The sequence below is a fragment of the Chryseobacterium limigenitum genome (assembly GCF_900114875.1).
In the GTDB taxonomy this organism is placed as follows: Bacteria; Bacteroidota; Bacteroidia; order Flavobacteriales; family Weeksellaceae; genus Chryseobacterium; species Chryseobacterium limigenitum.
The window spans coordinates 30,215-44,988 of the sequence record NZ_FPKW01000027.1; the positions used below are offsets into that span (position 1 = coordinate 30,215).

The following is a 14,774-nucleotide window of genomic DNA, read 5'->3' on the forward strand; positions in this document are numbered from 1 at the left end:
ATACTTGGCAAACTATTTACATCCTATTTTACTATACAAGAAACGCCATGAAGAATATATTTAAGAATACAGGATACAGATTGTTTACAAAACAGCAGCCGGGAAGCGTGAAAATTTCTTTTTCCTACATCCCTAATCCCGATGGAAGTGTGAGATGGTTTTGGAACTCAAATTCAAAAAAACCGCTATTTTTAAAATTCTATAATATAGCCACCTTTAAGGCAAAAATATTCTCATTGCTTGTTAAATTACTATTTGTACTTCGTTTACAGAAACTGGCTTTCAAGAAAGAGACATTGCATTATATCGCAGATGAAAAACCTATTTTCGACATTGAAAACGATTGGGCCATTTTTACAGGAACTGTAGGTCCTAATAATAAATGTCTCTTATTCTCTAATGGGTGCTTTTATAAAATAGCAGACACCGTAAATGCAAAAAAACTCATTAAAAAAGAATGGACCGCTATTAGCTATGCCGCAAAAAGCAGCCTGTATACTGTTCCATCGGCTTTACTTTATAATGAAAGCATTTTGCAGCTCAGCGATATTTCTGAAAACGGGAATAGAAAAAATGAGTTTGGGGAAATTCATGCCAAAGCTCTGCAGGGAGTTAAAGAAAGATATCAGGGAAGCTGCAGAATATCGGAATGGAAGTATTTTCAGAGCCTGAAAGAACATTTCAGTGCAATCAGAGACGAAAGAATCCCGCCCAACATGATAAGAAAACTCAATACGATTCTTACCTATATCAATGAAAATGAAAGCATAGATCTTTCTTTTTCTCATGGTGATTTTACTTCCTGGAACTGCTATATAAAAGATCATACACTGGCAATTTATGATTGGGAACTGGCATCCTTCGAAAGACCAAAAGGGTTTGATTTTTTTCATTTCATCATCCAAAACGGTATTTTAATTCAGAAAAAGTCCTGGAAAAATATTTTTAAAGAGATTAAGGAAAAAAATGCAATAGCCTTTCAGTATGACGATAAAGAACTTGAAAAGTATTTAAAATTCTATCTTCTCACCAACCTATTATCATATCTTAAAATATATTCGGAACAGGAAAAATGGCATGTACAGATTCACTGGCTTTTACAGACCTGGACTGAAGCTTTGAATATTTTTCTTACAGAAAATAATACAGAGAGAGAACTTTTGATCATGGATGTTTTTGATCAGCTGTATCATACCCCTTATGCTACATTAAAATTTCACAACGAAGCTCCTGAAAATCTGAAATTAAATTCTGATATCGATATGATTATATCTTCCCGAAATGCAAAAAAGATGATAGCTTTTTTATCTGCCAACAGTCTTGTACAAAACGTTACAACCGTTAAAAAATCGTTTATGTACTCTGTAAGAATTATCACCAAGCATAATGAAATTCTTAACCTTGACCTCATCTCTCAGCTGAAATGGAAATATCTGCAGATCATGAATACAAATGAAGTTCTGGAAAACAAAATCAAAAACAGATTTGGAGTCCATCAAGTTTCGGAAAAAGATACAGCCCGGTTTATTCACCTGTTTTATCATCTTAATGAATCGGAAATTCCGGATCTGTATAAGAATTTTGTTTCAGAACATGTGGATTCTCAAAAAACAGATGATAAAAAAACAATCATAAAAGCTCTGAAAAAGCAAGCTTGCAACAAAGGATTCCATTTTGTGAAAAATGTATACTATTATCTGAAAGATTCTTTCTCAGAAAAAGGATTTATCATGACATTCAGCGGTGTAGACGGAGCGGGAAAATCCACCGTCATTTCTGAAGTTTCTGAGCTGATAGAGAAACGGTACCGAAGACCTGTAAAAGTCTTGAGACACAGACCTTCCCTTCTTCCTATTTTAAGTGTCTGGACCAAAGGTAAGGAAAAAGCACACCAGGATGCGGTAAATTCTCTGCCAAGACAAGGGAACAATAAAAGCTCTGTTTCTTCCTTATTCAGATTCGGGTATTATTACACAGATTATATTTTAGGGCAGTTTATCATTTACCTCAAATATGTCTTAAGAGGAAAAATAGTTTTGTATGACCGATATTATTTCGACTTTATTGCTGATGCAAAACGGAGTAATATTCAACTTCCAAAGGCTGTTACAGAAGGCGGATACCATTTTTTGATGAAACCTAAATTTAATTTCTTTCTTTATGCTACACCCGAAAAAATCCTCAGTAGAAAAAAAGAACTTTCTTACAAATCTATATGTGATCTGACTGCAGAATACAGCCAATTGTTTTCAAAACTGGAAAAGAAAGACCAGAATATAAAATATCTTTCCATCGAAAATAATGATCTTGAAACCACTTTAGGCACTATAATGAACACCATAATTACGGCAAAATGAGAACAATTGTTGAAAAAATCATAAGACTTAGAAATCCTGATTTTACGATAGATGATGCATTGAACTCCAGAGCCATTCTTCAGCTGATATGGATTCAACTCTGGAGCATCATCAGGGGATTAAAGGTTATTTTCTTCTTTAAAAATCCAAAAGGAATGCTTTTAGGGAAAAGAGTCAGCTTTTTCAATCCTTCAAAAATGAAATGGGGGAAATTCCTGAGACTGGGAAGTGATGTCTATGTTTCTTCATTGTCAAAACAGGGAATAGAGTTCGGAAATAATGTTTCCATCGGAGCTTTCAGCAGAATCATCGTTTCCACTTCTTTCAATAATATCGGAGAAAAGATAAAAATAGGAAACAATGTAGGCATCGGAGAGTTTGCGTATCTGGGAGGTTCCGGAGGACTGGAAATCGGCGATGAATGCATCGTTGGACAGTACCTGAGCTGTCATCCGGAGAATCATAATTATGAAGATCTTGATATTTCTATAAGACATCAGGGGGTTAGCAGAAAAGGGATCAAAATCGGGAAAAACTGCTGGATCGGCAGTAAAGTTACCATTTTAGACGGTGTAGAGATTGGTGATGGCTGCATCTTGGCGGCAGGAAGTGTCATTACAAAATCTTTTCCCGACAACAGCATTATAGGAGGTATTCCTGCAAAACTATTAAAAACAAGAGCTCATGACAACCAATCAAACTGTACTGGCAACCTGCTACGCAGTGAATCCGTATAAAGGTTCAGAAGATGCGATGGGCTGGAATTTTGTGTATCAAATTGCCAGATTCCGAAAAGTGATCGCTATCACAAGGGAAAATAACAGAGAACATATTGAGAAATATATGGCAGAAAATCCTGATACCATTTATCAGAATATGAGTTTTCTCTATTTTGATCTTCCCTATTGGATGCGTTTCTGGAAAAAGGGAAACCGGGGAGCAATGCTGTACTATTATCTGTGGCAGAAAGGTATTGTTTCGTTTATTAAAAAACAAAAACTAGACTTTGATATTGTGCATAACGTCAATTTTCATAACGACTGGACCCCAAGTTTTTTATGGAAGCTTAATAAACCAATGGTATGGGGACCTGTAGGACATCATCCGCTGATTCCAAAGCAATATCTGCAAGATTATTCGAAAAAATATTTTATAAAAGACCGTCTCACATGGATGATTAAAAATTTCTTCTGGAATTTTTCGCCTTCATTGAAGAACACCATCAAACATTCAGATCATATCTGGTGTATGAATAAGGGAGTTCCTGAAAAGCTCAACCTTTCTGAAAACAAATATTCCCTCTGTCCGTCCGTAGCTTCAGAAGATTTTTTTCAAAGCAATGAGATTGCTGTAAAATCTGATTTTACGGTGATGAGCGTGGGAAGATTTGTTCCGTTAAAAGGTTTTGATTTAACCATAAGATCATTTGCCGGATTTATCAATAAACTTTCGGAAAAAAACAGGGCGCAATGCAGACTGATACTGGTAGGAACAGGTGAACAAAAAGAATTTTACCTGCATCTTATTACCGAAAACCAGATGAATGATTATATTGAAATCATTGAATGGATCGACCGAAGAGACCTGATGAAAATGTACCAAAAAGCTTCCGTATTTCTTTTTCCTTCCCACGAAGGAGCAGGAATGGTGGTTCCGGAAGCGCTTTCGTTTGGATTACCGGTGGTATGCCTTCAAAATGAAGGTCCAGGAGAATTTGTGAATCATCAGTGTGGTATTACAGTTCCCCAACAGAAATATAATAAGACCGTAGAAGGCTTAAGCGGCGCATTGCTCAGATTATTTTTGGATAAAAATCTTCATAAAGAAATGAGTACCGGAGCCAGAAAGCATTATCTTGAAAGATTCTCCTGGGAAAAAAGAGGAGAACATCTCAACAACATTTATAACCAGCTTTAAGATGAAAAGAATTGTTGCCATCCATTTATTGAACGATTACAGCGGAAGTCCGAAAGTGCTGATGCAGCTTTTGAAAGCCTGGACAAAAAACGAAATAGACACCCATCTTTTTACTTCCGGGGGAAGAACAGGGTTTCTTTCCGATATACCCAACGTTAAAAATCACTTCTTTTGGTATCGGTTCTCTCCCAGCTCATGGGTCAGAATAGCTAATTTTTTTGTGAGTCAGTTTCTTTTGATGATCAAGCTTTTGTTTTTTCTAAAAAAGCAAGACGTCGTCTATATTAATACGGTACTTCCTTTTGGGGCAGCGATTGCCGGAAAAATAAAAGGCTGCAAAATCATTTATCATATCCACGAAACCTCCGTTAAACCTAAAATATTTAAAAATTTTCTTTTCGGAATGGCAAAACGCACTGCTGATAAGATCGTTTTTGTTTCAGAGTATCTCTTACAACAGGAATCTCTGATAGATCGTCAGGTCATTCTCTATAATGTTTTGGAAAGTGATTTTACAGATCAGGCAGATCAGTTCCAATATGTGGAAAAGCCCGTTCCTATTGTCCTGATGATCTGTTCTTTAAAAATATACAAAGGCGTTGACGAATTTTTAAAATTAGCAGAAAAAAACAACAGCTACCTATTCAAATTGGTTGTGAATGCTTCTGAAAAAGAAATACAGGAGTATTTTAGAGGAAAAACAATTCCGGATAATCTTACCATCTATCCTACACAAACCAATACCCATCCTTTTTATCGGGAAGCAAGCATCATTGTCAATTTATCGCATCCAGATCTTTGGATAGAGACTTTCGGACTGACTATTCTGGAAGGAATGCGCTATCGTCTTCCGGCAATTGTTCCTCCGGTTGGCGGGGTGACCGAATTGGTGAAAGACGGTAAAAACGGATTTTTGATCAACTCTAAAAATGTCGACGAATTATCTGAAAAGATTACTTATATATTGAGCAATTCAGACGTGTACCAATCTTTCAGCGAGACATCTTATCAGACAAGTCTTTTGTTTTCAGAAGCCTATTTTGAAAAAGAATCTCTGCAGATTATTTCCAATTTGTAATTTATTTTCCATTTTTTGGAACTTGGCACCGTGTATAATAAGATTTAAGTTACTGATTTTTAATTACTTAAAAACAATTTTATTTTTGGAATATGAATAGTAATACTGTTATCAAATACATCTATTATGAAGACAAAAGTAGCCATTATCGGAACTGTGGGTTTACCCGCTAAATATGGAGGATTCGAAACTTTGACGGCGCACCTTGTAGAAGAGCTTGCCGATACTTACGATTTCACAGTTTATTGCTCGTCAAAAAAATATACAAAAGAAGAAAGAATCAAAAGCTGGAAAGGCGCAAAACTAAAATACCTTCCTCTTGATGCCAATGGGATTCAAAGTATCCCCTATGATACCTGGTCTATTTTTCACGCATTATTCCGAAGTGATGTTTTATTGGTTTTAGGAGTTGCAGGCGCGTGGTTATTACCATTTGTAAAACTATTTACGCGGAAAAAAATCATCATTTCGATTGATGGTATAGAATGGAAAAGAGACAAATGGTCTTTACCTGCAAAATTATATTTGTGGTGGGCAGAAAAACTGGCTGTGGGGTTTTCTCATATTGATATTTCTGATAATGAGTCTATTCAGGATTATACTTCTTTACGATATAAAACGATCAGCAGAGTCATAGAATATGGTGCAGACCATACAAAAGTCAATTTGACTCCAAATTCTGAAAACAGAGAAAAATACCCTTTTTTATCAGAAGAATATGCAGTAAAAGTCTGCAGAATAGAACCGGAAAATCATGTCCATACTATTCTAAAAGTTTTCAGTGAACTTCCTGACCGAAAACTGGTATTGGTTGGCAACTGGAAAAACAGCCAGTATGGTATCGATATGAAACAGCAATATTCAGGCTTTAAAAATATTCACCTTCTGGATCCTATTTATGATCAGGAACTCATAGACCTTATCCGCGGAAATGCTTCTGTCTACATTCACGGGCATTCTGCAGGCGGTACCAATCCTTCTTTAGTAGAAGCGATGTTTTTAGGATTGCCCATTATAAGCAATGGAGTTTCTTACAACAGAACCACAACAGAGCACCAGGCTTTTTATTTCTCCAATGAGGAAGATCTTAAAAATGTCTTAACTGAAATTAAAAAAGAAGATCTGCAGAATTGTGCCGTACAGATGAAGAAAATAGCAGAGAGAAGATATACCTGGAAAAAAATCGCAAAAAAATACAGTCAGCTAATTGAAGAAACCTTTACGGTCAATAAAAAAACCAATGTTTACCCTGTGATTTCAGAATTAGACAAAAAAATTCTTGAAAAATATAATCTGGAACATTTGAAAAATATACAACTATTCAACAGTTCAAATAAAACCGCTTAAAATCAAACACCATGAAAAATTTAATAGAACTATCCATACTGGGAATCCTTGCTTTCACTCTATCAATGTGTATCATTCCGCTGATGAGAACTGCTGCCCAAAAACTTAAATTAGTAGATGTTCCCAATTCAAGAAAAGTTCATCAGACGGCAATTCCTTTAATTGGAGGCTTAGTCATAGGCATTGTTGTTATTTTACTAATGGGTGTTACCGTCAGTAACAGCCCGAAAGAGATACTTCCCATCATCATCACATCATACATTATGCTTTTGGTAGGAACTTTAGATGACAAAACGGACATCAAGGCAATCTATAAGCTGGGGATACAACTCTGTGTGAGTGTAATAATAGCAACATCCGGAATCAGAATATCTTCTTTGTACGGACTGTTAGGAGTCTATGAAATCAACATTTACCTGCAATATATTCTTACCGTTTTGGTTATTACTACTGCAGTGAACTCCTTTAATCTGATCGATGGAATAGATGGATTGGCAGGGAGCGTTGCGGGAATAAGTTTTGGTCTTTTTTTCGTTATCATGCTTATAGAAGGTAACATTAGCCTTGCAAAAATTGGCATTTTGTTTATTGGCAGTATCCTTGCTTTCCTCAAGTACAATTTTTCTCAAAAAAACAAAATATTTTTAGGAAACTCAGGGGCATTATTTTTAGGATATCTATTAATTTGTCTGGGTATTTATATTACGAAATTTGACCACAGTACAGCTCATTTCCCTTATGGCATCTTCTTCATTCTGTTTGTATTTACCATCCCGGTCATAGATTCTGTAAGAGTATATACTGATAGAATTTTAAGAGGTAAATCTGCCTTCAAAGCAGATAAAACACACATCCATCATCACCTTTTACAATTGGGGCTGTCTCACAAAAAAATTACTTTGATCTTTTTATCAATCAATATTTTGATTCTAGCTATTCAGGCAATTTTTTTCAAAAGCTATTCAATTTACACCATATTATTCTCTTTCCTTGCGTTCATCCTAATATTTAAGCTGATCAAAACTATCAATCTTTTTGTAACATGGAAAAATAACATCAAACAAATGGAAAATTCATAAACAGCTCTTATAAATGAAATCATATAAGAGTTGGCATTTGAAAAAATGATATTTAGTCGGCAGTGAAGCGTGGTTTTAAATCCTAATAAGGTTCTAGTATTTTTTTCACTTTTGGTTTATTATAACTTTTTGGTACTAAGTATAGCAACTCCAAATATCAAAATTTTCACAAAAAAAATCCCGGATTAACCGGGATTTTAATTTCTGATATTCAAATTTATTTGATCTCTACAGGAACTGAGATCTTATCCCAATCCATTGTGAATCCATTATTGTTTATTTTATACACTAAAGTTTCCTGTGTTGCTGGTAAAGCTTTTGTTTTTACATCAACACGTAAAGCATCTTTTGCTTCTTCGTATTTATAAGCACCCCATTGTTTTGGCTCTTTGTTAAAAATTGCAGTCCAGGTTCCGCTTTCTTTAGGGATTAAGAAAAAGCTGTATTTACCTGCAGGCAGTTTTTTACCCTGAACGGTAATGTCTTTATCCGTTTCGAAAGTAGTTGCTTCATTGGCACCCGCACGCCAAACTTTATTATAAGCTTCCAAACCACCCCATATGGTACGCCCTTTAACAGACGGACTGCTATAGGCAATGGTAACGGTTGCATCTTTAATTTTCCCCGTTGCAGTAGCCGGAGGGCTGGCAGGTTTTTTAGTGTCCTGTGCAAAGGCATTCAAGGAGATTGTCATTGTCGCAACAATTACTGCAGCAGATTTAATGATTGTTTTCATAATATTTTTGTTTGTATGTTTATTTTGTTTGTTTACGAATTTACTGCTTTCGGCTTATAAAACAATAACCCGATTGCTGAAAATATAATGACCGCCGCTGCTCCGATTACATTAAGCCAAAGGAAAGAAACGATATCGAAGTTATAAACAGCAATAACCACAATTTCTGATAAAATGGCAGCAATAAATACATTGGAACCGCCGATTTTTTTATAATAAAATGCGACAAGAAAAATCCCCAATATCGGGCCGTAGAAAAGAGAACCTAATACATTAACCGCTTCGATAAGGGAACCCATCTGAGTGGCAAACATGGCTACGCCGATTGAGAATATACCCCAGGCCAAAGTGTGCAGGCGACTGTACTTCAGTTCGGTTGCATCATCAGGAATTTCTTTTTTAAATATCAAATGAACATCTTTTAATGAGCAGGCGGCAAGGGAATTCAGGGCTGCGGAAATTGAACCCCAGCTGGCCAGAAAAATGACGGCAAACAGTAAACCGATCATCCCTACAGGCAAGGTATTTTTTACGAAATACAGGAAAATATAATTGGTATCCGTTTTCTCAGCATTATAGTTTGAATGATTGATCGCTTCTTCTACCCTGCCGTGAAGTGCTTTTACCTGGGTTTGTGTATTTTTAAAATCCTGAATTGTTTTGTTAAGGCGGGGAGAATGATTTTCTTTCAATTGTAGAATTTCTTTTGATTCTGCATTAAATTTTATTTGCAGATTCTGATGTTCTTTTTCAAAAACCGCGGCCTGTTCAGGTTGTGTTTCTTTTAAATGTTGATAAGAGCGTTCGTTAAAATAAATCGGAGCCGGTTTTAGAGAAAAGAAAGCGAAAAGCAAGGCACCGATCAGGAGAATAGCAAACTGCATCGGAATTTTCACCAATCCGTTCAACAGCAAGCCCATTTTTGCATTGGTATTGTCTTTCGCTGTAATATACCTCCCGACCTGACTCTGGTCTGTTCCAAAATAAGAAAGTGCCAGAAAAAAACCACCAATAAGCCCGCTCCAAATATTGTATTTATCCTTCCAGTCGAATTCTGTGGTGATTACATTGAGTTTTCCGGATTTTCCCGCCAGATAAAGTGCATCTTTGAAACCAATTCCATTCGGCATATTTTCAATAAGCAGATAACCTGCAAAAGCCATGGTTCCCAGAATAATGAGAAACTGTAATTTTTGAGTGTGGGCGATCGCTTTTGCACCGCCAATATAGGTGTAAATCAATAAAATTCCACCCGTCAAAACATTCGTTAAATAAATATTCCAGTTTAAAACGCTTGACAAGATGATACTCGGAGCGTAAATGCTGATTCCTGTTGATAAACCTCTGGAAAAAAGAAAAAGAAGTGAAGTGAGTACCCTTGTTTTTTTATCAAAACGGTTTTCTAAATATTCATAAGCCGTGTAAACATTTAATCTCTGAAAAATCGGGATGAAAGTAATACAGATCACAATCATCGCCAAAGGCAAACCAAAGTAATACTGAACGAAACGCATACCGTCCGTATAAGCCTGCCCCGGTGCTGACAAAAATGTAATGGCACTTGCCTGCGTAGCCATAATCCCTATAAGCACAATGTACCAGGGCATTTTATTATCTGCTTTCAGGTAGGATTCGTTGCTTTTTTGGCCACGACCGATCAATACGCCGTAAACAACCACTGCAACCAATGTAAAAATAAGAACTGTCCAATCTATAGTACTCATGCCCAAAATTTAGTAAACAAATAATAAAATGCGATCTGCAACACTAATGCAACTGCTAATAGTATGTACCAAATATTCCAATTTTTAAGTGGTTTGTTCATCAGTTTTTCTGTGCAGATAAAAAGTTAAAAAATAAACGTGCCGCCCCAACATTTCCTGCAGGCAGCTGTCTGAAAAATGCCAACGGGGTGTAAATAAAATTACCCTTCCCGTATTTAGCATATAATGTTGATCCCTGCAGAGGCTCTTCACCTGTATCGTGCATTTCAAAAAGCGGTTCATACGCTGCATCCCATTGATCAGGGAAATAGGCGCCACGCTCCTGTACCCATCCTTTAAAATCATCCGCAGTAATTTTGTTTGGAAAGTTCAGTAATTTATGATTTGGATTTAAAAACTTAACCTCAGCATTTTCTTCGGTAACCCTCTTATTGGCAATATTGAAATTGTACATCCCCAATTGGTCTACGGTTGTATCCTGATTGGTGTTATATTGCATCACCAAATTACCTCCGGCTTTTACATAAGACCATAAAAAAGGCATCCAGCGACCTAATTTTTTTTCTGTGTTGTTGGCACGAACACCCAATACGATGGCATCATATTGCGATAGCTTGTTTTGACTGCCGTTTCCAGCAGATTCATCTATGTTGCCATAAAAATCTTCGTCTTTCAAAACATCTACCTGAATACCTGCAATGCGCAGAAACTCAGGAATGAAATCGCCCGCACCTTGTATGTAACCTACTTTTTTAACCTTTGCCTGAATATCGCCTTTCATTACAGTTACCGTTGCAGGCGCAAAATATTGTAAGGAAGGTAAATGCGGATACTGAATTAATATTTGTTTTTTATTATAAGTGACTCCATCTGCAACAAAATTGGCATCCAGTTGAAAACGATCTGACTTTATTGAAGTAAGCTTAGTTTTTGGAATAATATAATCGATGGTCGTATCTTTCCCATTGAGCGAATTTAAATCAGCGCCGCCTAACCATTCTCCGTTATACATCAGGTTTACTTTTCCATTATTGAACTTTTTGCTGGAATTAACCTTAATATTTAAACTCAAATGTAAATCTTCATTTTCTTTGGCTACATAAAGTGATTGTGTAAATTTCAGTTCCAATGCAGGAACAATGCGCAACGCTTCTACCACATCACCACGTACCGGATCTAATTTTTTGAAAGATAAAGGAAGTTTAACCTGAAGCTTATCTGAACCTATTTTTAAATCAAGCAAAACATTCAGTGGTGATTCTGCCTCAGGCAAACCGACTAAAGTATCATTTGGAACAGAGAAAGTGGCTGCATTCGTAGGAGATTTTGCCAACCAATAAGGTTCTGTGAGTGCTGCATCTGCAGGAATCTGAATGTCATGCTGAATGGTAATTAAAGAATCTTTTGAGAGTTTTCTGTTGAAACTTTCTGACTGACTTAACCATTTTACATTGTCTAAAACGACAGGATTTTCAGCTCTTGAAATCAAATTTAACCTGAAATTATAATGCTCCCCGGCAACAGCTTCAGCCTGATTGGTCACCACCTCGCCCATAAATCCGGCACAGCTTAAAATGATGTTGTCAAGAGATTTAATTTTATCCTTTTTTAGGTCTGCATCTTTTAGTGCCATGACCTTTTTTCGTAAAACAAGCAAGGCAGGTAAACTCTGGTCTGGATTATTAAAATTGAAAGTTGAAATAATTTTATCTAATGATTGGTCGATATCAGCGCTTCCTTGTGAAGTCCAGGTTTTAGTTACTCCGTCAAAAAGTGTTGCTTTTGCAGGTTCGCCAATAACATGGGAAAAATATTCAGTTTTGATGCCGGCTACAGACTGTGTTCCCGCACCCTGGCTTTTATGTAAACTTCTGCTTAATCCAGCCAATTCACCATAGCCCATTCCCAGTTGCGCATCATATTGACCAACAGTAACTTTTAGTTGATTTTCAGCTGTTGTATTGACTGCACCAAAGCGGAAAGTATTCCACAATACTCGTTTTGGCTGCCATGCATTAACATATTTTAGTTGATCCGGGAAAGCGGTTTTATCGCCTGCCAGCTTAAAAGCTTTTTCCGCAACCACGGCCGAAGCTGCATGTTGTCCGTGGCCTGCCGCAGCAGTAGGAGGAAAACGACAAATAATAACATCAGGACGGAATTTACGGATTACCCAAACTACATCAGCGATAATGCTGTCTTCATTCCATTGTTTAAAGGTATCAGTCGTGTTTTTAGAGAAACCGAAATCAATCGCACGGGTAAAAAACTGCTGGGCGCCGTCCAACTTTCTTGCTTCTAAAAGCTCATGCGTTCTGATCAAACCCAATGCAGCCCCCTGTTCTGTACCCAATAAATTCTGACCACCATCACCTCTGGTTAAAGATAGATAGCCCGTTTCTACATTTTGATCGTTGATTAACCAGGAGAGTAATCCTGTATTTTCATCATCGGGATGAGCCGCAAGGTATAAAACTTTAGGCAGCTGTTTAAGAGTTTTGAGTTCACGGTAAATTTCAGATGATTTGGAGGGCCGAACCTGTTGGGCCGAACAAAAAACCGAATAAAAGCCAAGAATAAATACAATGATTACTTTTTTGAACATTTGAATTTGCTTTGCGAGGCAAATATAAGTAAATCGTTTTTCTTTCAACCTTAAAAGAAAAACCAGTTTAACTTAGCTCAAACTGGAAATTTCATTTGCATATCCAGTAGAATCATCTGCCTAAAACTTCTACTTAAAAACAGAACTTCTGGCAGATGATTTTATTTTTTTAATCTTATTTAATCTCTGTTACAAACTGTTCTATCGGTTGTCTTACTTTTTTCAATGGGACACCTCTTTCATTATTTGTGTAGTTGTACACGATATCAATTTGTTCATCTGTAACTTTATCCCAAGATGCAAAAACAAGCAGATGCGAGCTTTCTAAAATCTGTGGCTGTCCAAAGGCAATAGGCTGAATCTGTTTTTTGATTTCCGGATTACTTATTTTGATAATATGAAAAGGCTGCAATCCTACGGAAGTTGGCGTTAATCTAGCGGCTTCGATAATTTCGTTTACAAGAACTTCATCAAGTTTTTCTCCTGTCATTCTTTTAGTGGCATATCGCCAGTTTAATGCTTCTATAATGTTCATTATGTATCGATATTCTATTTTAATTGATATACTTCTTTTAGAAATTCGTTAATCGGAGCCGTTGTTCTTCCCAATAAGTCTTCGGTTTGAAAATGGTCAATCATCAAATCTTTAACATGAGAAGTTTGAATATCCCTGATTCCCAAACCTGTATAAACAATGTGTTTAATACCTACTTTTACAGCAGAATCTACTACATTTTTATGTTGTTCAAACCGGTTTTGTTCCATTGTAGAAATCAGTAATAATTTCTCAACACCAGCAAAAGCAGTTTCCAAACTATCCGGCTCCTCAAAATTACCCATCCGAACTTCTACCCTTTTTATTTTTAGTGAAGATGCTTTCTCTTCATTTCTTGCTAGGGCAACAAATTTATCTGTGGTCGCGATTTTCAATAATTGATCTATCACACCGTATCCAAGATTTCCCGTTGCGCCTGTAATTAGAACCATACGTTAACTTGTTTTTTAATTGTATTGAAAATCTTATAATAAATGAATAAGATAAATGTAAATATGCTTTTATATTCACTGTTCTCCGGCATTTCCGCCATATTGCTCCGGTTGTGCGGAAGTAGCAAATTCTTCCATACGGGAAATTAATCCATTGGTTACAGTATAAACCTGTACCCAGCTATTTCTGATGTGAGAGTTATCCTCATTGGAAATAAAATGCTCATTTCCTAGAACTACGACTTTATTGCCTTCCTCAATAAATTGAGTTTTATTGAAATAAACTACCCGAAGTGCATTGATATTAAATTCAAAAAACATACGAACGCCTTCTTTTCCTTTAAATTTTGCTGCAGGCATTATTTGTGTCCCATGATAGATACATTCTGCATTATCACTGAATGTTTCAACGATTCCATCAATGTTTTGATTGGCAAATTCTTCAAACATTTTATCGATAATTGTTCTTACTTCCGTTGTCATATTTTGTTATTTATATTGTTGATCTATTTATATAATTTTAAACAAATTTATAAAGATGAAAATTTAAAAATAGTATTAGTTTCCACATTGAAAGTAAGTGTGCTATGAACTTGCAACTATTTTTGAGACAAAATTTATATACTCTTTATGCTACATTTTTAGATTGATTAGACATTAAATTTTGATACTCTTTTATGGTTAAATTTCCTAAAGCCGAATGCCTTCTGTGAGTGTTGTAAAATGTTTCTATATATTCAAACACAGAGTTTTTAGCATGATCTCTAGTTTCATATTTATTTTGATAGACAAGTTCGGTTTTCAGAGTTTTGAAAAAGCTCTCAGCTACAGCATTGTCATAACAATTTCCTTTTCCGCTCATGCTTCGAGTAATGTTTTTTCCGACTATTGATGTAAATTCTGTACACGCATATTGTATCCCTCTATCTGAATGGAAAATCAAG

13 protein-coding genes are annotated in these 14,774 nt (G+C 36.1%); 6 read left to right on the plus strand and 7 right to left on the minus strand.

Features of this window, described 5'->3' with window-relative positions:
• Positions 1-47: 47 nt before the first annotated feature.
• From BT156_RS20065 to BT156_RS20090, 6 genes are all read left to right on the plus strand, one after another.
• On the plus strand, positions 48-2,357 hold the full coding sequence (locus BT156_RS20065; RefSeq protein WP_072412714.1) for a hypothetical protein: 2,310 nt from the start codon (positions 48-50) through the stop codon (positions 2,355-2,357).
• Complete coding sequence (locus tag BT156_RS20070) at positions 2,354-3,094, plus strand: acyltransferase (protein ID WP_072412715.1); 741 nt, start codon at positions 2,354-2,356, stop codon at positions 3,092-3,094. The genes BT156_RS20065 and BT156_RS20070 overlap by 4 nt, the downstream gene beginning before the upstream one ends.
• The gene (locus BT156_RS20075; protein WP_083582416.1) at positions 3,042-4,274 is read left to right on the plus strand and encodes a glycosyltransferase family 4 protein; all 1,233 of its coding nucleotides are present in this window, start codon (positions 3,042-3,044) and stop codon (positions 4,272-4,274) included. The genes BT156_RS20070 and BT156_RS20075 overlap by 53 nt, the downstream gene beginning before the upstream one ends.
• Before the next feature lies 1 nt (position 4,275).
• Complete coding sequence (locus BT156_RS20080; protein WP_072412717.1) at positions 4,276-5,352, plus strand: glycosyltransferase family 4 protein; 1,077 nt, start codon at positions 4,276-4,278, stop codon at positions 5,350-5,352.
• A gap of 126 nt (positions 5,353-5,478) precedes the next feature.
• Positions 5,479-6,699, plus strand: a complete 1,221-nt coding sequence (locus BT156_RS20085; protein WP_072412718.1) for a DUF1972 domain-containing protein — start codon at positions 5,479-5,481, stop codon at positions 6,697-6,699.
• An 11-nt stretch (positions 6,700-6,710) separates the two neighbouring features.
• Entirely contained in the window at positions 6,711-7,778 is a 1,068-nt protein-coding gene (locus BT156_RS20090; RefSeq protein ID WP_083582418.1) for a glycosyltransferase family 4 protein, read from the plus strand.
• Between the two features lie 217 nt (positions 7,779-7,995).
• On the opposite strand, the gene BT156_RS20095 is transcribed toward BT156_RS20090, so the two are convergent.
• The 7 genes from BT156_RS20095 to BT156_RS20125 all read right to left on the minus strand — a co-directional run.
• On the minus strand, positions 7,996-8,514 hold the full coding sequence (locus BT156_RS20095) for a DUF2911 domain-containing protein (protein ID WP_072412720.1): 519 nt from the start codon (positions 8,512-8,514) through the stop codon (positions 7,996-7,998).
• 32 nt (positions 8,515-8,546) lie between these two features.
• Complete coding sequence (locus BT156_RS20100) at positions 8,547-10,238, minus strand: sodium:solute symporter family protein (RefSeq protein WP_072412721.1); 1,692 nt, start codon at positions 10,236-10,238, stop codon at positions 8,547-8,549.
• Between the two features lie 100 nt (positions 10,239-10,338).
• Positions 10,339-12,843 carry a PIG-L family deacetylase gene (locus BT156_RS20105; RefSeq protein WP_072412722.1) on the minus strand — a complete coding sequence of 835 codons (2,505 nt, stop codon included), beginning with the start codon at positions 12,841-12,843 and terminating at the stop codon, positions 10,339-10,341.
• 175 nt (positions 12,844-13,018) lie between these two features.
• On the minus strand, positions 13,019-13,378 hold the full coding sequence (locus tag BT156_RS20110) for a nitroreductase family protein (protein WP_072412723.1): 360 nt from the start codon (positions 13,376-13,378) through the stop codon (positions 13,019-13,021).
• A 14-nt stretch (positions 13,379-13,392) separates the two neighbouring features.
• Positions 13,393-13,830 (minus strand): NmrA family NAD(P)-binding protein, encoded by a 438-nt coding sequence (locus tag BT156_RS20115; RefSeq protein ID WP_072412724.1) that lies wholly within the window; start codon positions 13,828-13,830, stop codon positions 13,393-13,395.
• Positions 13,831-13,905: 75 nt separating this feature from the next.
• Positions 13,906-14,313, minus strand: coding sequence for a nuclear transport factor 2 family protein (locus BT156_RS20120; RefSeq protein WP_072412725.1), 408 nt, complete (start codon positions 14,311-14,313; stop codon positions 13,906-13,908).
• A 145-nt stretch (positions 14,314-14,458) separates the two neighbouring features.
• Positions 14,459-14,774 (minus strand): integrase core domain-containing protein (locus tag BT156_RS20125; RefSeq protein ID WP_228430213.1); only part of this gene is annotated, 316 nt, incomplete at its 5' end.